At 55.1% G+C, this 24,332-nt stretch carries 13 protein-coding genes; all 13 read right to left on the reverse strand.

The window, feature by feature from the left end; all coding sequences use genetic code 11:
• Window positions 1-174: 174 nt before the first annotated feature.
• Entirely contained in the window at window positions 175-891 is a 717-nt protein-coding gene (locus JUI81_RS25215) for a M48 family metallopeptidase (protein ID WP_204125274.1), read from the reverse strand.
• Window positions 891-4,043, reverse strand: a complete 3,153-nt coding sequence (locus tag JUI81_RS25220; RefSeq protein WP_204125275.1) for a type I restriction endonuclease subunit R — start codon at window positions 4,041-4,043, stop codon at window positions 891-893. The genes JUI81_RS25215 and JUI81_RS25220 overlap by 1 nt, the downstream gene beginning before the upstream one ends.
• 19 nt (window positions 4,044-4,062) lie before the next feature.
• Window positions 4,063-6,036 (reverse strand): DUF262 domain-containing protein, encoded by a 1,974-nt coding sequence (locus JUI81_RS25225; RefSeq protein ID WP_204125276.1) that lies wholly within the window; start codon window positions 6,034-6,036, stop codon window positions 4,063-4,065.
• Window positions 6,029-7,354 (reverse strand): DUF262 domain-containing protein, encoded by a 1,326-nt coding sequence (locus JUI81_RS25230; RefSeq protein ID WP_239077733.1) that lies wholly within the window; start codon window positions 7,352-7,354, stop codon window positions 6,029-6,031. The genes JUI81_RS25225 and JUI81_RS25230 overlap by 8 nt, the downstream gene beginning before the upstream one ends.
• Before the next feature lie 80 nt (window positions 7,355-7,434).
• A complete protein-coding gene (locus JUI81_RS25235) occupies window positions 7,435-8,652 on the reverse strand; it encodes a restriction endonuclease subunit S (protein WP_204125278.1) in 1,218 nt (405 codons plus the stop codon).
• Window positions 8,646-11,120, reverse strand: coding sequence for a class I SAM-dependent DNA methyltransferase (locus tag JUI81_RS25240; RefSeq protein ID WP_204125279.1), 2,475 nt, complete (start codon window positions 11,118-11,120; stop codon window positions 8,646-8,648). The genes JUI81_RS25235 and JUI81_RS25240 overlap by 7 nt, the downstream gene beginning before the upstream one ends.
• A 454-nt stretch (window positions 11,121-11,574) precedes the next feature.
• Entirely contained in the window at window positions 11,575-14,823 is a 3,249-nt protein-coding gene (gene zorD, locus JUI81_RS25245; RefSeq protein WP_204125280.1) for a type I Zorya anti-phage system protein ZorD, read from the reverse strand.
• Window positions 14,823-16,451 carry a type I Zorya anti-phage system protein ZorC gene (zorC, locus tag JUI81_RS25250; protein ID WP_204125281.1) on the reverse strand — a complete coding sequence of 543 codons (1,629 nt, stop codon included), beginning with the start codon at window positions 16,449-16,451 and terminating at the stop codon, window positions 14,823-14,825. The genes zorD and zorC overlap by 1 nt, the downstream gene beginning before the upstream one ends.
• A complete protein-coding gene (gene zorB1, locus JUI81_RS25255) occupies window positions 16,448-17,191 on the reverse strand; it encodes a type I Zorya anti-phage system protein ZorB1 (RefSeq protein ID WP_204125282.1) in 744 nt (247 codons plus the stop codon). The genes zorC and zorB1 overlap by 4 nt, the downstream gene beginning before the upstream one ends.
• 13 nt (window positions 17,192-17,204) lie before the next feature.
• Window positions 17,205-19,397 carry a type I Zorya anti-phage system protein ZorA1 gene (gene zorA1, locus JUI81_RS25260; RefSeq protein ID WP_204125283.1) on the reverse strand — a complete coding sequence of 731 codons (2,193 nt, stop codon included), beginning with the start codon at window positions 19,395-19,397 and terminating at the stop codon, window positions 17,205-17,207.
• 738 nt (window positions 19,398-20,135) lie between these two features.
• On the reverse strand, window positions 20,136-21,476 hold the full coding sequence (locus JUI81_RS25265) for an MFS transporter (protein ID WP_028939921.1): 1,341 nt from the start codon (window positions 21,474-21,476) through the stop codon (window positions 20,136-20,138).
• Window positions 21,477-21,517: 41 nt separating this feature from the next.
• Window positions 21,518-23,059: a class I adenylate-forming enzyme family protein gene (locus tag JUI81_RS25270; RefSeq protein WP_019582639.1), complete on the reverse strand. Its 1,542-nt coding sequence runs from the start codon at window positions 23,057-23,059 to the stop codon at window positions 21,518-21,520.
• A 2-nt stretch (window positions 23,060-23,061) separates the two neighbouring features.
• Window positions 23,062-24,237: an acetyl-CoA acetyltransferase gene (locus JUI81_RS25275; RefSeq protein WP_028939923.1), complete on the reverse strand. Its 1,176-nt coding sequence runs from the start codon at window positions 24,235-24,237 to the stop codon at window positions 23,062-23,064.
• Window positions 24,238-24,332 lie beyond the last annotated feature (95 nt).

Genomic DNA, 24,332 nt, shown 5'->3' on the forward strand with positions numbered 1-24,332 from the left:
GCTCACACCGTCCGATAGACTGCCCTTGGCTAATGCCAGGGCAGTCATCCCCATCCCAGCCACTTTTTTTGCATTAAGCGCTATTACTCAGCGTCGGTTGCTACCGACACCATCACCAATGGCCCCGGTGTTTGACGTCCACAGATAACTGGTTCTGTGATGGCTTGAGCAGCCTCACTCTTTCCAAACCTCAGCAGCCAGCGGCAACTCATTCAACTCGGCGCGGGCCTCGCGCCAGGTTGGAAAATGCTCCCCGAGGATGGAGATAAAGCGCTCATTGTGGGTGGGTTCAAGCAGGTGAACCATCTCGTGAACGATCACGTACTCAAGTAGGTCTTTCGGCTTCTTCACCAACTCGGTGTTCAGTCGAATGTTCCCTACTTGATGGTTACAGCTGCCCCATTTGGTTTTCATCCGCTGCAGGTAATAACCAGCCACCTTCACCTTCAGCTTGCGCTCCCACTTATTGATCAACACCGGCACCACGGCATGCAGTTGCCGCTTCTGCCATTCGTGCATCACTTCGGCGCGCTTTTGCGCATCGCTGCCGGGGCGAACAGTTAAGGTGATGCGTTTGTGGTCGAGTACCACCGATGGCTTGGCGTCCAGGTGGTTAACCACCATCAGGTAGCGTCGCCCCCAGACATAGTGGCTTTCTCTTTCCACAAACTGACGCGGCGCCTCACGCGCCTGCGCTTCCAGTTTGCTCTGTTGCTCGCGAATCCAACCCAACCTTGAAATAGCATAAGCCCGAGCGACTTCAAGCCGCGTGCTTGTTGGGGCGACTAACGTTACCCGCCCCTCTGGCGGGTGCACACTCAGGTGGACATTCTTGATGTCTTTCCTGGTCACCGAAATTGAAATGTCACCCAGTTCAATAATCTCGTTCATCAATATCCTTGTTGGTTCTTGATGATCTCGAATACTGCCGAAGTCGCTACACGGTCACGCCCCATCAGCGGGAACAGCGCATTAAGAACCTGCGCTTCCCGCGCAGGATCTCCTCGCCAGGATGAAGGGGCTGATCCGCGCATGGCCAGGTCAATATCCAAAGCCAGTTTCACCTTTGCCCCTTCATCTTTCGGGCACTGGAAGGTGGTTGTTGCAATGCTGTCCAGGTTATTAAAAAGCACTGTAGCTTCCCGGTGGCCGTTAAGTGCAGCCGGAGAGTTACCGGGTCCTTTCTGCCCCAACTGTCTGACCAGCGCCTCGGCCTTACGCAAAAACTGCTCGTAAGCGGCTGCATCATCACGACTTTGTTTGATCAGATCCTCAAGCAACCGCGACATACCCTCGTAGAACTTCGGGTCTGTCAGTTGCTCTCGAATGATGGTCTTACGTACGTTGTTGATAATACCTTCGGCAATCGCACCCTTGGAAAGTTTGCCTTTGGCGTTGAGCTTTTTGGCGATGGCATCGTGAACGCCAGTCTGAACGATCAGCTCGACCAGCGAGAAATTATCGACCGTGCTCATCGGGTCGGCAGGGTCTGCCTGAATATAGGTATTGAGCAGATGCCGCATGTCCGCTTCGAATGGTTTGATATCCAGCTCTTCGCCGGAATGTTTCTTTATCGCCTCACGAACGTCAGCGTAGAACTGCACTTCTGTCTGAAGCCTGCCGGCTTCAGTAGCCGAGTAACCGGCTTCAGTGAGGTTCTGTGCCAAGTCGGCAAACGCCCGCACAAATGAAGCCACCGCTTTGTAGAAGGACACCCGCAGTGCTTCGGTCTCATCCAGCCCATGGGCGTTAGCGGCAGCACCACAGAAGTAATGGATAAACTGCTCAATCTCGCGCGGTGGTGCCACGGGGTCGCACAAGTAACTCAATGCCTCGCGGGCAGCGTCCAGTTGCTTCTTCCCCTCGACTAGCCAGTTCTTCAGCTCAACGTTGTTATTGCCCCCGCTGCCTGCGTCAACATCCAGCTCGTCAGAGGTGTACACCGAAATGGCGTCTTGCACGTCGCCGAACAGCTCTTTGAAGTCGACGATATAGCCAAAGTCCTTGTCATCACCGTCGAGCCGGTTGGTGCGGCAAATTGCCTGGAACAGGTTATGGTCCCGCAGCTCGTTATCCAGATAGATATAGGAGCAACTAGGTGCATCGAAGCCAGTCAGCAGCTTGCTGACCACGATGAGTAGCTTCAGGTTGGCCGGTTCCTCAATGAAGCGAAGCTTGATCTCTTCTTCATAAGCGGTGGTGGTCTGGCCCGGCTTCAACACGTACTGCGTGTAAGTATCGAACTTGTAACGCTCATCGCTTTGCGCCGGCTCGCGGGAAATTGCGTTGTGATTCGGCTCATAGGACGTGACGATGCCGCAATACGTGCCGAAATAGGTGTTCTTAAACAACCGGAAGTAGTGACAGGCATCGTAGATGCTGGCGGCCACCAGAATGGCCGTCCCTCGGTCATTGTTCAGACGCGGCTTTAAGCCAAAATCCTCAATGATACTAGCGACGATGCGCTGCTTACGCTCACCAGCACTCATGAGCGACTCCATGGTGGCCCATCGTTTGCGCAGGATCGATTTCTGGTAATTGTTCAGAGCTTTGGTTGCTCGTTCAAACCATGCATCGATTCCGTCCCGCGAAGTCAAATGCTGCGGTACGTCGCGCGCTTCATACTTAAGGTCCAACACGACCTTATCCGCCACCGCTTCGTGGAATTTGTAGGTATGGATGTAAGTGCCGAACACGTCGCGCGTAGTCTGCTTGTCCTTACGCAGCAACGGCGTACCGGTAAAGCCAATAAACAGCGCATTGGCAAGCCACTGCTTCATTTGCTTGTTCATGTCACCGCCTTGGGTACGGTGACATTCATCCACGAAGACATAGAAACGCCCATGCATGGGCGGTGCCGGTACGCTCAAATCAGGCTCGAACTTGTGTAGCAAGGCACATAGCAGGCGTGGTGCGGCGGCCGAGAGTTTCTGCACAAGATCGGCGCGAGAGGTAATGCGTGGCGAGGGCGAGTCGTTGCCGATTACCCCGGCATTACGCATCACCCCGGATATTTGCTTGTCCAGCTCATCGCGATCCGTGATGACCAGAATGCGCGCCTCAGGATCATGCTCCAGCAACCACTTGGCGATCAGCACCATCAGAATGCTCTTGCCACTGCCCTGGGTATGCCAGATAACCCCGCCCTCTTTACGCCGAACCCGCTCCTGTGCGGCCTTCACTGCAGCGTATTGATGAGGGCGCGGCACCTTCTTGATGCCTGCATCGAAGATGATGAAGTTGCGAATCAGATCGAGTAAACGAGACTTCTCGCACATCTGCGCCAGTGGGTCGTCCAGCAAGTAACCAGACAGTGGCACTTCTGCACCCGGCAGCACTTGGTAGCGAGCAGGCATCTCCTGGAGGGTATTGAGCTCTTCAGGCACAGCGTTCAGGGAAGACGCCTTCCACTCGACAAAAAACTCGGCGCGGGTAGTCGCGGTGCCGTAGCGCAAGCCCTGAGAGTCACTGCCAGCTAAGACCAACTGCACTGTACTGAAGAAGCCCTTGTTGAAGATTTCCTCCTGGTTGGTGATCAGCTGGTTAATACCATCGGCCACCTCAACCGAACTGCGCTTGAGCTCGATCACGCCGATGGCGATACCGTTCAGATAAATCACCAAATCAGGGCGGCGCTCAAAGCTACCGCGCAAGGTCACTTCTTCGGCAATGGAGAAGTCATTGCGTTCAGGGTGCTCCCAATCAACCAGATGCACCGTTTCGTGGGCCTGCCCAACGGCTACCTGTACCTGCACGCCGTAACGCAGCAGCTGGTAGGTACGCAAATTCGCTTGATACAGGGTGATGCCCGTGGAATCAGCCGCAGTCATCAGCTTGTGCAACGCTGCTGATATTTGCGCATCGGAGTAGCCCCGCTGCTTCAGGTTTGCCTGCAGCAGCTCGACTTCAATGTTGCGATTTTGCCCACGCTTGCTCCACTCACCCAGGTAGTTGTAGCCAAGACAATCAGGCCGCGACGTGTCCGTAAACAAGGCCACAATACGATTCTGGGTGCGACGTTCGGAGCGAGGTTGTTGAATCATCAGGTGCATCCTGCAGGGTTTACTCGGATTCGTGTTTGCTGACGAGACTGTTAAGCAACACGTTATTCATTTGTTCGGAATGGGCGCGTATGGCGTCGGCATCCCAAGATTCTATTTCCATCATCAGATACTGTTTAACGCTATCGATGGTGTTGTTTTTATAAAACTCTTTCTTGGCCGAAGGCATGAAATTGCTCAAGCGAGAGTTCTTGCTGTGGCTGATCAGGCACAGATTGCCGAACGAGTTAAGCGTGTCAGCATCCAGCTGAACTTGTCCGTCTAGCGGATGCTGCGGGTAGTAATGTTCAACCGAACTACGGAAGGTGAATTCGTAGGATTTAACCGACTCCTTTGCCCTGTGTTCAAGCCAAAGCATGTAGTCCAGAAAGTTGAACACCAGGTTGTTTTCGATGTTGCCGAACGTCAGCCGGGACTCGATCGTCTCCGCCGCAATGCTTTCCCGGCGCGTCTGACAGGCGCCCCGGTTGGTATAAATCATCGCAAAGTATTCAAGGCCGGCCCCTTGGGCCAGAAAGCGGTCAAAGACGAACGTCTTTGCTACCGACTCCATGTGCTGCAGATAAGCCTGAGCCTCAATCTGTTCAACATAAAACAGGTGAAACAGCGCCGCATTCAGCCAGTGCTTGTAAACCAGCGTTGGTGTGGAAACATGAAACGCAGACAGCAGCATCAGGATGCGGCGATTGATGTCTTCGTTGCCATCCTCCTCGCCGAAGGTATTCACATAACTCCCGCGACCCGCCCGGCTACGTTCTCCGCCGTCATTCCATTTGAAGCGTTTGAGGCTCCAGCCATCAGCGCCCTTGATGAACTCGCGCTTGATCACATACTGGTCAAACAGATACTTGCAGCGCAGCAGGCTAAAGGTAAATCGCTTCACCGCGGCTACAGGATCTGGCTGCTTGAGCACATGAGCTTCAAAGGTATCGAGCAGACGTTTGTCATCCAATGGGATATCAGCTTTCGTATCGATACGCAGTACATGCAACAGGAAGTTCGGGAAGTTGATAACCGTGTTGAAACGCTCTGGCGCGTCCTCACTTGACTCATCCTGCTTCGCAGCAACCGGTGCCTTGGCAATGATCTGATCAAGCGTTAAGCGGGTTTCCTGCTTGGCGGCTACCTCTTGCGAACTGTGCAGCGCAGCCCGCAGCGCATCAAAGTCAGCAAGCTCAAACTGTCCCCAGTCCTTGTCACCAAAAATGCTGCCACGTTGGCCAGGCGTGAAGCCCATTTGCACATAGCGCTCCATGTTCGCGCAGGCTTCCCAAACGGCATGCAGGCAGTTCTGGCTCTGCTCGCAGCCCTGCAACTCCTTCATCATCCGCGCCTTGAGCACCTCGTACTTTTCCAGCTGCTCACCGCGGTTATTCATGATTTCGAAGTAATGGTTCAGGTCCGTATCCGCCGGTACTTTCACCCGCATGATTTGCACATAGCGGAACAGGTAGTCGTAGAACTGCTGAAGCGAAACGCTGTTCTCTTTCAGCTTTTGCGGCAAAAGTTTCTGGATGAGGCGGTAGCCATTGAGAATGCCAGTATTGATCTGCTTCTCCGCCAGCACCTCGGCAGGGTCGTCGTTGAATTTCCCCTCGAAGATGGCCGAAAAGGTGGCGCGCGAATGCTCACGGCTATCGAAGTGGATACTCAGGTTCGAGTACCAGGCAAGATCGACCAACCGGGTGTTTTTCAAGTACGAAGTCAGTAGTGAGAGGGTCGTCAGGCGCTGTTGGCCGTCAATGGTTTCAAACACCGGTGTTTTGCTATCCGGGCGCTCATACACCACCAAGGTGCCAATGTAATAATTACGCGCGCTTTCGCCCTTCTTCGGCAGGTAGTCGATCACGTCCTGAATCAGCTGCGTGATTTCGCCCTCCTCCCAGGCGTAATTGCGCTGATACATCGGGATGACGTACTCATCCCGACCACTGAGCAACGCCTTGATAGAGAGCTGACTGATTTCGCTACTCATAATATTTCATCGCCTTGAACAGAGCTTCGATCTCAACGGTTCTGGTTGACTTCTGGCCACTCAATACCGGCAGGGTGCAGTTAATAAAGTCAGCAGGACGTGTGGCGTCCTTGATCAACCGGAACAGATTGTTCTCCAGCACGTGGTTATCCATGCTGGCCAGCTGAACTACCTGCATCTTCAGGCGCAGGCTGTAGGCCCAGATGAAAATCTTCTCGATGGCGCGGGAGATATCCGCGTGACCGAACTTGTCGATGTAATAAATCAACAGACAATCGAACATCGCCCGCACGTAACAATCCCCGGTGCGGGTTCTTGCCGGGTAGCTATTGAGGGTATTCATGATGGTTTTCGCATAGCCATCGAGCCCTTCAGCACCCACCAGTTCATGCCCGTTCCAGGACTCGGCGCTGATCCGCGCCACTTTGCCCTGATAGTGGCTGATCAGCTCAAAGAAGCGCCGGCCATTGATGATGATCTGATCCAGGTGGAAGGGAAAACCAAGCCCGCGCGAGTCGATCTTGCGCTCGTACTGCCCGTTGTAGTTATCGACAAAATGGTGGGCGATACGCAGCTGCTCCACATAGGGGTAGCTGGTCACCGTGTCGATGTTTACGCCCTTGAATAAGTCACTGTCATCCTTGCTGAAGTAACGCGCCGAAACCCCTTTCGACCAATTGCGGATGCGGTACAGGTACTGCGAGAACAGTGTGGCCAACTCGTCGGTATCACTGTTTTCCCAACGCGCTACCGTGGCCGCCTTCAACTGCTCGTCACGCGGGCTGAACTCACGAAGATGGTAAGCCTTGAGCAGATCATGGGGCTCCAGGTCCCGGCCCCGCGCATTCTGCGAGTCGAAGAACTGGAAGGCTTCCGACACATCGTTCAAGGCCACCGCCACGACCTGGCACTTATTCAGGAAGAAGTCGATATGCGCCTCGGTGAAGTCCGCACGGGAAACGATGCGGGCCACCTCAAGGTAATTGCTGTGGATATTCTTCTGCGAGATCTCGCTGGTAAAGCTGGGGTTCACCATCGCTTGCTCAAGCTTGAGCAAGCGTTCGCGCAAGTCTTTGCGTTCGAGCTTTTTTTCCTTGTTCCGCTGGATCAACGCACGGACCGCCAGCAGCAGGCTAATGGTCCGCTGCTGGCCATCGACGATGTTCCTGGTCTCACCTTCGTGGTGAAACACGATGGTGCCCAAGCGGTAAGCCGACTTGTCCTTATGGATGGCGATATCGGAGAACAGTTGATTGATGTTCTTGCCGGTCCACCTGTAGGGGCGCTGGTACTGGGGAATATCCAGCGCAGAATCCATGAGCAGTTCGTAAACGCTAATGATCTTGCTGGATAGTTCAGTAGCCTGCTGCGTTTGAATCGCTTCCATGCTCAGGATGGTCATAGCAGTCGGGTTTTTCCGGTTAGCAGTTCTTGCATCATGCCTTGCTTAAGGGCCCGGGTTTTGGCCAGGCGCTGCTCCAGCGCGGCCAGTTCAACGTCCATATCGGACAGAGTGGCAGCGATGGCGGTTTGCTCGTGGAGCGCTGGAAGGGAAATTCGAAAATCTTGAACCATTCCCTTATTTAGATTCGCTTGTGTGCCCTGCTGCCCCAAGGACTTGACGATAGGCTTCAGCGACATGAGGTAGTAATAAAGAAACTGATTGTTCAAGCCATTGCCAGGACGAATGCCTAGAATCGCCTGACTTGAACAAAGCGGAATCCCTGCGATGCTGCATTCGCCGAGCGAGGCATACATCGCATACAACACCGTCCCAGCTGGGTACATTTGCGCTGCGCAGCTCGCGAAACCTGTACGACTGAGATTACGATCGGTGGCGGTGATGACTTTCCCGCCCTGGGTCATGTCGGAAATCGAAACCCACGGAATATCCCCGTCGTAATAGGCAGCAATAGAAGATGTGGGAGTTCCACCGCTTCCCATTTCTGAAACATCCCCTAACCGCTCCACCTCCCACTCACCTTGGAAGCCGGGAAGACGGGTTTGGCCGGTAAGGAGTTGTTGCATGGCGGCCTGTTTGAGATCGCGTTTCTTGACAATAAGCCGCTCCAGCGCACCCAACAGTGCATCCACATCACTTAATGCCGTCGCAATGGCATGTTGCTCCGGGATGGGTGGCAGCGGAATGCTTACCTTCACCAAGTCGGACTTCTTGACGTGGACGAATGAAGCCTTGAATCCGTGGGCCTGCTTGGCGATGTCGTCTTCGACCCTAGCAAATACAAGCAGTGAGAAGGGCAACGTAATTTGTTTCTGGTCCATGTGAACTTTAAATATGTGTTGATTCAAAACACCTGACGGACCAGCCCATACACGAGCACCGAACGATGTACCTATTGTCCCTGACCAAGCAAAAAGCAGGTCACCAGCCTCAATTCGGTTCCTTTCGGCAACTGGGGCAAGGGAATAATTGAACGATGCCGATGGGTCATTCAAATTCTGGATACGGATGATCGGCGTGCCATTTTGCTTCCAATCTGCGGGTTTGAACGCACAGCCGTTAACTAGCCGAAACATTTGCCCAATAGACCTAACACCCCATTCCACTGGAATAACCCCGAGCTCGGTCTGCTTGTAACCCGGCTTAACTACCATACCGCCCCCATCTTTTTCAGGTGCTCTTCCACGCGACTGGCAAGGGTGGCGACTTCGTCGGTAAGCTGAGGCAGTGGGGAGGCATAACGCTCACTTAGCTCACGAATACGCCCGGTCAGGGTCTGTGAGACACGATCCAACTCGCCCTGTACGGCAAAAGCCAGGGTTGCCAGCCATTTATCGTCCACCACCAAAGCTTTGATCTCGTCGTCCGTAAGCTGCGGATATTTAGCGTGGATTTTGTTGTCGAGCCCTTCCTCAGCCTTTTTGATTGCGTCTTTAAGGTCACTTTGCTGACCAATCAAAGCGTCGTATTCGGCCAATACCTTGAGTTCATCCTCATAATCCGGATCTTTACCAATCTCGCGTTGACGTGCCCGAATCGCTTTGGCGGTGACCTTCTGCTTCTCACCCTCGCCCTCGATCACCTCACTAAGCGAGCCATCCTCACCACTGTGTTCTTCGAGCATTTCGCTCATATTTTGCTCAACGCTGGCCAGTTGGACTTCAAGGTCTTCAATGGCGCTACGCTCGGCCATGAAATAGCGGGCAATCAGAATCTCGGCCGGAATCAGGTCGGACTTAAAACGGCGCTTGCCTTGGCAGTAATCATGTTTTTCGGCCCAGCCCAGCTTGTTGTTTTTATCCTTTACCTTGAGGATTTCACGTGCTTTAGCAGAGGCTTTCCAGCCGTCGGCGCTGATCAGGTAGCAGTCGTCCTGCATGGTCTCGGCCCAGTAGTCCATCAGGTGCTGATAAATGTCGTAATGATCGAGCAAAGGCGCTTTGGCGAAGGAACTGAGCAGGTCTTCGGACAGTGTGGCAATCAGCTCCTTGGGGTGGCTGTTGGCTGCAAAGCTTTTCAACTGAGGGGTGCTATCCGCCAACCATTGGTTGAACAGCTTATCGACGCCAGCCTTGAAGGCCGTAAACTGCGGGTGGCCGAAAATGACCGGTTTCACCTCGCGGCTGACCAGCTCAAAGTAACCGGGATGGCTGGCAGGCTTGAACAACGCAGCACGCAGGGCCGGCATCACCTGCCAGTAGCTGTCAAAGGCATCGATATCACGCTCGGGAATGCCACCGCGCAAATGCCCGTCTATATCCTGAATGTCCTCAGGCTCGGTACTGTCGATGTAGCGCGGCAGGTTCAGGTTGAAGTCGTTCTTCGGGTCGCTGATTTCGTCGAAGGTCACCATGCGTGCATAGCGCGGGTCGCTCTCATCCAGCCGGATAAAGGTATCGACGATCTTGTGAACATCTTGATCGCGCAAGCGATTCTTCGGGCCGTCCTTGATAAAGCCCTTGGCGGCATCGATCATGAAAATGCCCTTGCGCGCACTGGCGTTTTCCTTGTCCAGCACCAGGATGCAAGCGGGAATGCCTGTGCCGAAAAACAGGTTAGCCGGCAGGCCGATAATGGCTTTGAGGTAACCAGAGCGCACCAGTTGCTCACGGATCACTGCCTCGGCATTGCCGCGAAACAACACGCCGTGGGGCAGAATGCAGGCACCTTTGCCGTTACTTTTCAGCGAACGGATGATATGCAGCAAAAAGGCATAGTCGCCCTGCTTGGCCGGCGGCTCACCCCAGGCAAAGCGCTGATAGGGGTCATTGGCTGGCGTCAGTCCGACGCTCCAGCTCTTGACCGAGAACGGCGGATTGGCCACTACGTAGTCATAGGTACGCAGCTGTTCTCCATCCTTGAACTTCGGCGCGGACAGAGTGTTGCCCTGCAGAATGTTGGCGGTCGGGAAGTCGTGCAGGATCATATTCATGCGAGCGAGACCGGCGGTGGTCACGTCCATCTCCTGCCCTTCCAGGGTGATGTGCGTACCCGCCTGGTCCGCCACTTTCAGCAACAGCGAACCTGAGCCGCAAGTCGGGTCATAGACACTCGTCTTGGCCACGGCATTGGCCGGGCTGATACCGATGACTTGGGCAATAACGCGACTGACTTCCGATGGGGTGTAGAACTGCCCCTTGCTCTTGCCGCTTTCGCTGGCGAAATGACGCATCAGATATTCGTAGGCGTCGCCGAGAATGTCATCGTTCTCGGCGCGATTTTTTGAGAAATCCAACTCGGGCTTTTCGAAGATGGCAACCAGGTTGGTAAGGCGCTGCACCATCGCATCGCCTTCGCCCAGCTTGTTTGGGTCGTTGAAGTCGGGGAAGTCACTGCGCGCAAGCCGGGTGTTTGCATCGATCAACGGCTGGATGATCTGTGTGTTGATCTTGTCGCCGATATTGGCCTTGCCCTTGAGGGCGATCATGTCTTTAAAGCTGGCTCCCGCCGGGATGTTGACCGGTGGTGCGAAGTCATCCGAGTTGCCGTACTTATCGGAGATGTACTTGATGAACAGCATGAACAGGACGTAGTCCTTGTACTGGCTGGCATCCATCCCACCGCGCAGCTCGTCGCACGAGGCCCAGAGGGAGGAGTAAAGATCGGATTTCTTGATAGTCATTGGCAATCCTGACTGGAGTAAAGAGTTAGTGCGCAGGCGCCCCCTGTTACGCGCTCAGGAAAATGGCCATGGCGCCAGCATTAGACGGGGGTCGACAGATATTTGTAGCGAAGCGGAGTTTTACCTGCGGTTAATTGGTGAACCTTATCTGCTTCAGTTTCGTCGGGCCAGCATTTCGCCCTTATTTCTAATCTTCATCCACTAACACAAGTCAATCATCCGGAAAGTCGCAGAAAGTGGGCGGCAGACTTGGATGCCGCGAACAGTAAGCCGCTGAGCTTTCGGCGCCAATACTGGACGTGTGCACAGGTAAGCAATCCGCTCACATACCGACGGCACTATGCCGCCAGGCAAGCGCCACTTCGCTGGTTTTTGATCATTTGCAAAGCTGAGGATGGACTTACCTGTACCCATAGTTGACATATCGCCCAACACTGGTTTTCCGCAGGCGGGCTCAGCGTGCTTTCAGCAACGCCTCAAAATCCGAAACCTGAATATCCGAAGCCCCGCTCAACATGTCCCGCGCCAACGCCCGTCGCTTACTCAGCAGCTCATCCAGCGTCGCCTCAAACGTCGGCATCGCGGCATCTCGAACCGTTGGGTAGTACACATACACATCCTTCTCCTGCCCAATCCGATAGGCCCGATCTGTCGCTTGATCTTCTTTGGCCGGGTTCCAGCAACGAGTGAAGTGAATGACGTGGTTGGCCGCTTGCACGTTCACCCCAAACCCGACGGCGATGGTCGACAGAATGATGACTGCGAAACCAGGCTGCTCCTGGAATTGGTCGATCAGCTTCTGCCGGCTATTGGCGCTCTGACTGCTGGTACTGGTATCGCCATTGATCACGGTCGCCCAAAACCCGAAATGCTCCTGGATCGAGTGCTGCAACTCCCGCTGGATATCCCGCAACTCAGTGAAGACGATGACCTTGTCGCCGTTCCCGGCTTTTTTGATCGACTCAAGCGTCTGCATCAACCACTGCAGCTTCGGCGAGCTGTCGCGCAGTCGCGTATCAGGATGAACGCTATACGGATGGGCACAAATGAGCTTGAGCTTGTGCAACAACCCGAGCATGCCAGAGGTCTTTTGATCGAGCTGTTCTTCGATCTGCTGTTTCTGGCTGTACGCAGCTATTTCGGACAGGTACAGATTGCGCTGCAAGGCATGCATGCCAAGTGAACGGCATGCCGTGTCTTCGATTTTGGCCGGCAGGTCCTTGGCAATGTCTTGCTTGGTTCGGCGCAAAGTCTGGGGATCGATAAGCCCACGCAGGCGCTCCAGTGCAACCGTGTCACGCTCCAACGCGGCTTCGATTGGGCGCTGATATTCGCGGCCGAACTGATTCAATCCCCCCAGAAAACCTGGCTGAATGAAGTCGAACAGACACCAGAGATCGATCAGGGTGTTCTCGACGGGCGTACCGGTACACGCCACTCGAAATCTTGCAGGAATGGCTTTGATCGCCTGAGTCACCAATGCAGCAGGGTTCTTCAGTTTCTGCGCTTCATCGCACACGACGATCGACCACTGCTGGCGCGCCAGGGAAAACTCCTGATCGCGAAGTGTCTCGTAAGTCGTCAGGACGATTCGGGCGCCGCCCATCCAACCCGGGCGCAGCAAGTTCTTGATGCCTTTGGCTTTCAAGTCCGCAGGGATTTCTTCTTTCTTGAACTTCACTGCACTCAAGGCTGAGCCATACAGCTTCAGCACTGGCAGTGCGTCAGCGAAGAAGAACCGGTGAAGCTCACGCTCCCAGTTATCAAGCAACGAAACCGGGGCGACGATCAGTGTCGGCTTGTCCTCTGGATATTGTTCCAGGTACCAGACCAGGAAGGTGAGCAACTGGATCGTTTTCCCCAGCCCCATATCATCAGCGAGCAAGCAGCCTGACACGTCCGAGGGGGACAAACGGAACAAGTGCTGCAACCACGCGACGCCTTGAAGCTGGTGCTCACGCAAGACGACTTCAGGCTTGAGCAAGCCAGGCAACTCTGGCGTTGCGTCCAAAGCGGCGCGTAAGGCTGCCTGACGAATCTGAACGTAGGTCGGCTCGTCGATGTTGTGGCCGATTTGCAATACGGCGCGGCCAACCTTTTCCTGTGGCAGGACAAGGCTGGTCTCGACAGGGGCGATCTTCTTGGACCAGGCAGCAAACAGTTGCTCGGCGGCGGCAATCGAGAGCGGTGTTTCTGACTCTGGCAAACAGACCGTTTCATCACCGGCAGCACGAGCTTCGTCCAATCGCTGCTCAAACGCTTCAAATTGAGCGCGGTCGGATGGATCCCAGCGCCCGAGGATTTCTGCGTCAATACCCAACGCCGCCACATCCTTCGGCAACCAGTTCTCGGTCGCCTCTTTGACGAGGAAAGGCGAAGTAATTTTTTCCGCTTCCCCGATGCCAGTCACACGGTCGCCGTAAAGAGACAGGTCCAGGACTGAGTCGAACTCAATACCGGCCGCTTCGTTTTGCCAACGCTTAAGCAGGTCGCTGATTCCCGCCAGCTGGCGCAAATCAAAATCGCTGAGTTCCAGCTCATAGCCCTGCCAGAAACCAGCTGGCATTCCAGCGGCCAACTTCAGTTGCAGTTCATGTACGAACGGCGCGAGCTCATAGACCGCTTTGAATTCAACTTCGATGGGCGCTTGCGGCGTTGGCGAGATCGGTTCGAGCGTCAGATTTACCTGCTCGATGCGCTGTCCCGCTTCATCCAGTTTGGGCTCCAGATGAAAGCGATGAAAGAAAATCCCAGCCTCGGCCAGGTCGTCTTCATAAGTCTCGGCATCCAACACTTGCGCGGCACTTTCGCCGAGTGCACTGTAAGGATTGCGGACGAAAGAAAGAGCATCGTCCCCAGCGACCCGACGCCCGGGCAACGAGCGTACGTAGTCCAATACAGATTTGACTTCGGGATCAATCAGCACGTGTGTCAGCGATCCATCATCACCAGTCACCCGATATCGATCCTGAACCTGATTAGCGCCGTCGAAACTTTCAAGCCAGTTTGCCGGCTGGCCTTCAAAGGTGGGTTCCAGTTCGATAACCGGTATATTGCCTACTGTCGATTTTCGCGGGTTGAGTCGCAAGCTTTCAGGTTTGATAACGACGGTCTTATCCAAGAAGCCATCCATGCCGGCACCAGCCTTGCGCGCCAACTTCCTGATGCTAGCCCAGCCAATCTGGTTAGTTACTTCACCCGGCTCATTTTGCTGAGCCAAATAAAGTTGCCGTACCGCACCGGTCAGTTTCCACGACGACTCGGGCAGAATTTCCATTATTCCGTGGCGCTGGACGATGGCACCTGTACGCTGCACCTGCACATTTGCATTGGACTGCGGGTCGCGCCATCCACTGACAGCGACCTTGAAGTCGTCAGAGGCAAGACTGCCTTGGCTACTCAATTGAGGGATGAGGCCTGTCTGTGGCGGCAACCCCAATAGCGGCAGACTTGTTAAGTGCTCTGGTTCATCAAGAAGCCGATAGAGCTCATCCCATGTCAGCAGCCAGCGATCGCTGAGTTGGGAGACGAACTCTTCTTCTTCCAACTGATCCAGATAGCTTGCCAGCGGCCAGGACTCCGTATTCTCCGCCAAGCTCAGGGGATAACAAATGCCCTGCTCCTCAATGGAAAAAACAGGCTCAGTATTTTCTACCGCCGAATTCGGCTGCAGGCCAATGCCTTTGAGGAAACGCTTGAGCATTACTGTCTCCAGAACCGGAGTGGCTGGTGATTGACGGGCTTGAAGCCCAGGCGTTGGAGCGCTGCAACGGCGGCCTGATCATTGTCATCAAGCTGGACCTGATACGCACCGCCTCGTGCGCGCTGGTCATAGACTTTATGTTTGACCGACTTCAGTGCGTCACGGACTTGGTCTTCGAAAGCCAATGGCTTGGCTGAACCTGGCGCTCCGACCTGACTCTGCACACGAATACCCAATTTCTCCAGGGCATCATCGAATTTGCTGAGCCAGCCCTCTATGCGATTTGGGCGGCTAGGTGCAGGTGAGTGCCGCATTCGATTCAGCGCGCGGTGAGGCTGTTTCAGTTCGCTAGCCAACTCAAGTACTGACTTATCTGGATTGAAAGGCGACTGGTCAGCTTGATACACGTAGCAAGCATTACCGGTTCCGGAGAACTCCACGAAAAAATAGTTCCCGATCTGCATGATGACTGCGTTGTTATGACCAGGACCGCCTACCAGTCGGCTAAGGCGCCCTTTGTTCTTCTCACGAAAATGGACGAAATCCCGCCCACTGTCATGCCAGGCATCCGAACCCATGACGATTCGGGTGTAGCTCATCTGGTTAGCAAAACGCAGCCAATAATGTAGACGTGATTGATCGACCTCAGCTTCTCCTTTGAGCAAGTTGAAGAAGTGCTCCAGATCTTCCTTCGCGAACCACGCGACAACCATCGCACAGACGTCTTTTTCAACGTACTGCAACCAGCTATTTTGCCTGGAGCGGATCTGAGGACTGCCCCAATTGTCGAGCGCAACCTGTTTGAGCAACGACGACGGTTTTTCTCGATAAGCAGCCACGTGATAACGCGACAGGCATGCACTCAGAATGTCGTTCATGTAGCGCGGATGCTGCCGGCCGATATCGACAAGGTCAGCTAATCGCTGGGAGAACTCGGCGTCGTCCAACATGAAGATGCGGGATATGAGTACGTTAAAGATCCTTCGCCACAGCCAACTGCTGTCAGGGATCTGCGCAATCGTCTGCAATGCCGAAAGGTCGCTGATCTCACCCTTGAACATCTGGTCACCCAGCCTGGCACCTGCCTGCTCGGAAAAAAGCTCCTGATGCTGCTGGACGATTTGCACCCATTCTTTTTCGCGCTTTTGCTGGCCTTTGACGCATTCGAAGCCAAGTTGAACGTCTTCGCGCAACAGGCACCAATTGGCATTCTTGTCAGGCGTGGCGGCCTCGTACCCAAAGTAGCTAAAGCACAGCGCCAACCAATCCCGACGGCTCAGCTTTCGTTTTTCGATACGGTGATGGATTTCTTTGTGCACTAGGGCATAAAGCTGGTCATCGTCCAGTATCGGCCCGACTCGCTCGCTCTTGTCCGAGAGGCCGGCGAAAACCAAGCGCCACTCTGAGGCGTTGAGTGGGAGTACATTGCGAAATTTGCTTATCGCAGCACGGCGCTTTTCCTGAGGTGGCGGCAAGGCCTTTTCAGCGCGCTCGAATCGTTCATAAAGATCAACTCCCGCAGCACCCAGACGGGGGAATCGCGCCAACGGTTCAGGTGCCGGCCCCGTTCGATGCGTGGAAAGACTCAGGTTAATAGCGGCGGAAAGCCTCGCGATTGGGCTGGTCATCGGTTCATCGCCAACTGACACTTTTCCATATCAGTGTTATTGAACACCGGCACCTCTGGCTTGAGGTTTTCTTCCTTTTCCTTCAAGCCAAAGAACTGCATGCGCAACTCCACTCGGCGGCTTTCTTCCTTGGTGTCCTTGGCATTGTTGAACGAAACACCGCCTGCCAGAAACATCGATCTGATTTGCTGTTGGTGCTCCGGCGACAATCCGACCTGGAGCAGGCTGCGACTATCGAGCAGGCTGCACATCACCCACTCTGAACGCTGCAATGAAAGGTGCAGGTTATAAAGATAGGAACCGTCGGTGTCTGTCGATCCCTCGATCACCACCTGTTTGAACCATTTACGACCTACTTCACTGTTGGCCGCCTCCAGAATCATCGGCACAACCTCTTGAAGTGCCGACTGACCATCGTTGCTCAGCGCGTACTGGTTATGCCCAAAGCGGCCAGCGTCGCCAAAGCTAATCCGGTTGTCTTTGCAATCCACCAAGATGGTCTTACTGGCAGTCTTCGCCTTAAGACTCAAGTGCTCGCAGATCTGACTGATGTCCTTGTTGCGCTGCTTCTCCCCCTGCTCCGCCTGGTTAATACGCTGTGTCACAGAACTCAAGGCCGCCACCATGACCACGAGAAACAGAATCATCATGGCGGTCATCAAATCAGCGAAGGAAATCCAGAAAGGCTTTTCTCCCTCGTCCTTTGAACGGGCAGCCGAAGGCATTTGCTTACCAAACATCGACTAGCCTCCGTTACTGCCTGATTCTTTCCATGATGTCGCCGAAGTCTTCGAGACTTTCCTTGACCCCTTCTACACCGCCTGCGAGGCTCTTGACTGCTTTATCGAGCTCGGCGTCCAGGCTACCCAGGGTTTGTCTCAAGACCCGGTCCATGCCATCACCGAACTCTTTGAAGCCGCTACCCAACACACCACTGATGTTTTCCAGGTACTCGTACACTTCACGGTTAAGCGCCTGCATCCGCTCGCTTTGAATCTTAAGGTCCTGAAGATACTGGCTGCGACCACTGGCCTCCCCTTGTGCGCTTGCGACAACCCCTTCGATGACCGCGAGCGTTTTCGCCAGCGCTTCACGATTGTTTCGGTAGTCCGCGACCACGGTGTTCAACTCACGTGATGCCTGTGCAAGCTCAGTACCTACGCCCTGAACTGTTCCCATCAGACCCGCAGTCGACTCACTGGCTCGTGCAACGCTTTGTCCGGCGGTTTCGAATCGCTCAGCCGCAGCCCGCATCTTGTCTGCGCCTAGCTGCATGCTCTGCAAATGCTGCTCTGTCTGGGCACTCAATGCCTTGACGGTGTCCTGGGCAGACTTCTGTTGCTCAGACACTGTTTGCAGCAACGCCTTGACCTGCTCGTCAAGTCCGCCCACTAGGTCGCGGGTGCCTTGATGCAGGTCAGCCTGTGCAGCGCGGGTGGTTTGATCCATCTGCTGCTGGCCATGCTCCAGTTGCTTGAAGACTGCCGAAAGCTGCTCACCCAGCACCTCAACGGAACCCGCAATTTTCGCCATGGTTTCCTGTTGACCCTGGCCGATGTTCTGTTTGATCGATTCAACAAAAGCCTGGAGATTCTCAGCCATTGCCTGTTGGCGAGCCTCGCTTTGAGCAAACAACTTCTCCAATTGCTCGGCCATTCGAGCGCCAGCCCCCTCTCCTTCGTTGCCGATACGGGCAACCGAAGCCTGGAGATTGGCGAGCATCTCGTTCATCCCCGCTTGCATGACGTTCTGCCCGGCCTGCATATCGGAGAGTAACTGGGCGATCATGGTCGAGCTGTTTTGGGTCGAGGACTCGCTAGCCGAACGCATATCCTGGATCAGCGTGGAAAAGCCTTGCTGCATCGACTGCATGGCGGCAACGGATTGCCCCATCAGCTCGTGTAGACCGTTGAACTGTTGGCCAAACGTACCTTCCAGCTTGTTCATGAAGGCAACTACTACATCCTGAAGAAGGTTCTGTACTTGCCCCGACTGCTCGCCACTGGCGGCCTGAACCGCACCCGCGATAGCTTCAAGCGGGGATTTGAGACTGTTCTCAATGGCACCGCTCACCTGATCGGCCAACAACTGCCCGGAGTCTCGGTAAGTGGTTGACAAGGTTTCCGCTAATTTGAGGCTTTCCCGAACTTGGGTATCAACGAGGTTCTGCAGCATTTCCCGCAGATCGGTTACCAGGCTGTCCTTGAGCTGACGGGTTTGCACCGAGCTTTCAGCACTCGAGCGCACAAGCTCCGCCAGATATTCCTCACCGACACCGCTGTCAAAAAGCCCGTCGATGGTTTCGTTGAACGTTTCAAGGAGCCTGTAGCATTGCCCTAGACGCCACTTCTCAGTAATCGTGACGACGATAGAAGCCATGATTGAAATAAAGGAGCCGATGAACGCAAACAACACGTCCTTGAGCAGCTTATCGACGCTGGCATTTACCTGTTCCGGAGTACTCGGATCAAAATGCTGAAGGCCAAGCATCAAGCCAAAGAAGGTTCCGACAATACCGATACCCGTCAAAATTCCAGGCAGGTGTTTATAAAATTCGGTTCCCAGCGGTGTATCAACCACGCTTTGTGGTGAGAAAAAATGCGCCGCTCCAGCGGTGGCGCGGGACCGGACAAGGACCTGCTCACCTTCCTGGAACTCAAACTGGTCGTGCAGTGTTTCAGCGTACTCGTGCCAGGAGTGCTCCAGCTTGCTTCCATTGAAAAGTCGCTCCAACTCAGAGCGCCGTTGAGACGGGGCGAGCGCTTTCACACCCTGCACGCGTTTAGTCAGACTTTTCAGCTGACTGCTAAGTTTGAAGGATCGACAAAAATAACGGAAAAAGTACCAAGCGCATAAAATGAAAACGAAGCCAACTACCATTTTTGGTGCGATCAGCTGCTCGGAGCTTGCTGCACCCCAAAGATGCAACAGCGTCGAAAAATCCATACTTTCCGCCTTCAATTAAGCAATTTTTTGATGTTCAGAACGCCTGCAATACCCACATTGATGCGTCAATCGCTAATCCCGCTGGCGATCGATAACAGCACCTTGCACGGCACGCGTTTTTCAGGGCACAACAAATTCGGAATGGAAGCGCGGTAGTTTCACTACGGCTGATCAGAAACCTTCCGTGGACAAATGTTGGAATATCATGTCCTTATGCCAGTACCTTAGCCTGAGCCTTGACCATCGTAAAGCTGGACGCGATCAATGGATCCCTGATCTGAGGAAACCGCCAGGTTTATCGGTTGCGCTCTAGATCCGCTCACAGAGGGGCGACTTCCGTGCCCTCGCCGGATTCCCCTCTCCCTTCTGCAAGTTGAACACGCTTCAGAATTTTTGATTCGCTTTAGCCAATGCACGGACCAACATTTCAATACGGTCGTGTCATTCATCGGTGGCTATTTCAAAGCACCACTTGATGAAGTGGTATTCCAATAGGTATTCCAGGAATAAAATTAACCGATTATTTTCTATAAAATTCAAATAGATACGCGATCAATTCAGATTACCCCGGCCCACCACTTCAACGAAAAAAGACGTCCACGGACGTCTTTTTTTGTGCCTGAAATCCATCAATGAAATCTGGTTCGCCCCTCTTGTGCGAGCCTATCCTCAAGCATTAACAAAGCCCGTCTTGCGCGGGCCTTGTTGCATCTGGGGTTTTGTCTATCGCGTGCATGCTCAAGGCGCGGGGGCCAACGCCATATCAGCTCGCCCAACGCCCGGCACCTCGACGGGACTTGCACAGGCGACAAAATCCTCCTTGCGTAACAGCACCAGCGCAATCAACGACACCACCCCCGTGCCTATGTAAAAGTACCAGGGCGACGTAATGTCTCCGGTCACCTTGATCAGCCAGGTAGAAATCAACGGTGCGCTACCACCGAATACCGCCACCGGAATGTTGTACGCCACCGCGATACCGGTGGAGCGGATTCGGGTGGGCAACAACTCGCTCATTAATGCATAAGTCGACGAGGCATACAGGCCGAACAGGATGGCCACCGACATCAACGGGTAGATAAACGAAGCAGGCGTCGCCGTGGGGGCCGATTTGAAGAGCCAGTACATCGCCAGGGTGGCCAGGGTGCCGACCACCAACAGAAACGGCTTACGCCCGTTTCTATCCGTGAACGCACCGCCAAATGGCATGACGACTGCGGCCGATAAGCTGGCAACGAAGACGTAGAGCAAGGTCGTGCCGCTGTCGAACTTGAGAATGCTCGACATGTAGGTCGAGACAAAGGTCAGCACCAGATAGAAGATCGAGCTGTGCAGAGTAATGATGAAGAACACCAGGGCAATCGCCCGTTTCCACTGCCAGACTTCTCGCAGAGGCGCCTTGGAGGTTTCCCCCGCGCGCTGCAATGCCAGGAACTCGGGACTGTCTTCAAGCTTCAGGCGAATGTACATCGAGATCAGGCCCAGAGGCGCCGCAATCAAAAACGGAATGCGCCAACCCCAGGCTTGCATCAGGTCAGCGCCCATGACCCAGGTCATGCCGTTGGCCACGGCACCGCCCAGTAACAGTCCGAGCACCGCCGTTACCATCAACCAGCATGTGGCGAAGCCGCGTCGCCCAGGCCCGGCGTACTCGGAGATGAAGCTGGTGATGGTGCCGATCTCGCCGCCGGCCGAGAAGCCCTGTACACAGCGGATCAACACCAGAATGATCGGCGCTGCAATCCCTATCGAGGCATAGGTCGGCAGCAACCCCAGCAAGAAGGTCGAACCGGCCATCATCACCAGTACGGTGATCAGGGTTTTGCGCCGACCGATCTTGTCCGCCAGCGGACCGAAGAACAGCCCTCCCAGAGGCCGGATGAAAAAGCTCAAGGCAAAAGCCGCAAAACTGGCGAGCAGGCTGGTAGTCGGGTCATCAGAGACGAAGAACGCCTTGCCGATATAGACGGCGAGAAAACCATAGACGCCGTAGTCGTACCACTCGATCAGGTGGCCGGACGTTGCACCGATAAACGCCCGACGCCGTTGCCGGGCCGGGTTTTTCTGTTGAATGCCCACGTGAGGGACTCCTGTCTGATTTTATCCATGGGAAACACAACTCAGGGAACTGCAGTGCCGTTCGCGACCTCCTTCAACCAGAGGCGCAGCTCGGTCTTGAGAATCTTGCCGTAACTGTTCTTGGGCAGCTCCGTGCAAAATACGTACTTCTTCGGTTTTTTGAATGACGCCATGCGTTCGACGAACCATGCGTTGAGCAAAGATTCATCGAGCGATCCTGCTGTACGGGGAACGACGAACGCTACCACCATTTCCCCCCACTGCACATCTGGCTCGCCAACCACACAGACTTCAAATACTTCCGGGTGCTGCGACAACACTTCTTCTACTTCCCGAGGGTACACATTGCAGCCGCCGGAAATGATCACATCCTTGGAGCGATCGGTGAGCGTCAGATAACCCGCGTGATCAAGAAAGCCAATGTCGCCGGTTAACAGCCAGCCATCCACCAAGGTCTGGCGAGTCGCCGCGTCGTTGCGCCAGTAGCCTTGCATGACGGTGGGACCACGCACGGCGATTTCCCCTGACTGGCCGGGAGGCAACGGCCGGTGCTCAGGGTTCAGAATCCTGATCTCCATACACGAATGTGCCCGCCCCACGGAAGCTGCCAGAGACGCCCAGTCGGGACGGTTTCGATCCGCGATCAACTCACGCGACAACGCGCTGATCGTCATCGGGCTCTCCCCCTGACCATAGATCTGCACCAGCCGCGCGCCAAAGGTCTCGACCGCTTCTTGCAGATCCTTCAGGTACATCGGCGCGCCGCCGTAGACAATGGTTTTGATCCCGTCGCCGCCGTAGCCTTGGCGCCGAGCCTGTTCAACCATGCGCTTGACCATGGTTGGCGCGGCGAACAACATGAGATCGCCCAGCCCGCTCGCCAGCTCGAACAGCTCGTCGGCCTTGAAACCACGGGATTCGGGGACAACATGGCGAGCCCCGCAACGCACATGGATAAAGTTGTAGAGGCCGGCGCCATGGGACATCGGGGCCGCGTACACCACTGCATCATCCGGACTGACCGGATCAACGTCGAGCGGATAACACAGCGACATGGCCGTCAGGTTGCCGTGGGATAGCATCACCCCCTTGGATCGCCCGGTGGTGCCGGAGGTGTAGAACAGCCAGGCAAGGTCATCGGCATCACGAGAGCAAGGATCTTCCAACGTCGTCGCATCGAACGAAGCACACACCACACTGTCCGCTTCATTCAGTTCACGACAGCCCTGCGGCAACATCTCGGGCGGGAACACCTTACCGCCCTCGGTGAAGATCAGACGGGCTTGCGCATCGTTGGCGATCCAGCCAGCTTCAACAGGGTGCAGCTTGCAGTTGATCGGCACCGCGACCGCGCCAATCCACCAGATGCAATAGAGTAATTCGAGGTATTCGCAACTGTTCTTCATGAACAGTGCCACACGGTCGCCGGGCGCAATGCCGTGCTCGCCTATGAGCTGCGCGGCACGACTACGGACATGAGCGGCAAACGTGGCGTAGTCGGCGACTTGCCGCTGCCCCTCAAATAACGCAGGACGTTCTGGCCAGCGTCGGCCGGCGTCGTTCAGCCAGTTGGCAATGTTCATGCTCAAGCCCTGTGAGCCTGAAGCACCGAGGCATAATTGGCGACCGCCATGCCACCCATATTGAACAACAGACCGAACTCGGGGTTCGGCACGGCCAGGCCGACAGGCTCGCCCGTCAACTGCCAAAAGGCCATAGCGTGCATCGATACCCCCGTGGCGCCTACTGGATGCCCCTTGGCCTTGAGCCCGCCAGACAGGTTCACCGGCAAACGCCCGCCCGCCCGCACAGTACCGTCATCCAGAGCTCGGTGCCCCTCGCCTTTGGGGGCCAGACCCATGGCTTCGTAGATCAGCAGTTCGGCAATGGTGAAACAGTCATGGACCTCGGCAAAACTCAGATCGCCCAAGGTGACATTAGCCCCGCGCAAAGCCGAATGGATCGCACGCCGAGGACCTTCAAACGCGATGATGTCACGCTGGGCAATCGGCAGGAAATCGTTGACTTGAGCCACCGAGCGAATCAGCACCTCACGGCGAAACTGGCTGGCTCGCCTGGACGAGGCAAGCACAATGGCGGCAGCCCCATCGCTGATCAGCGAACAGTCGGTCAGACGCAGCGCCTGCGCCACATACGGATTGGTTTTGGACACATTGTTGCAATGTTCGAAATCCATGACCCGGTGCATCTGCGCCAAGGGATTGGCCATGGCGTTGGAGTGGTTTTTGGTGGCGATGGCGGCCATTGATGCCATCGGGCACTGGTAGCGGTCACGGTACTGTTGCGCAGCCAGGCCGAACAACTGCGGAAAACTGAGCCCGGCCTCTTGGGCGTCGTTCTGATAACCGGCACCGGCCAGGGCCTTGGTGACCTCGGCTGTAGAGTTGGAAGTCATCTTCTCGGCGCCCACGATCAACACCAGCTCAGCAGAGCCTGAGAGAATCGCGTTGATCCCCGCGTGAATCGCCGCCGAGCCCGAGGCGCAGGCGTTTTCACAGCGGGTGGCAGGCTTGAAGCGCAAGCCTTCGTCGGCTTGCAGCATCAATGAAGCGGGAAAACCATCCGCAACCATCCCCGAATTGAAATGCCCGAGGAACAGGGCGTCAATTTCTGAGGCGTCGATGGCGGCATCCGCCAGGGCTTCGCGGGTAACCTGCACGATAAGGTCTTCCAGCGTAGAACCGTCCAGACGACCAAAACGGGAGTGAGCGGCAGCGACGATGGAAACGGAATGGGGCATGGTGATTTTCTTCTGTGCTTGGATCAGGTATTCAATACAATGACCTACCGCCCGGATCACTCGCTAGTTCGTACAACTACGTACTCGCATAAGTA

Source organism: Pseudomonas sp. 008 (assembly GCF_016861935.1).
In the GTDB taxonomy this organism is placed as follows: domain Bacteria; phylum Pseudomonadota; class Gammaproteobacteria; order Pseudomonadales; family Pseudomonadaceae; genus Aquipseudomonas.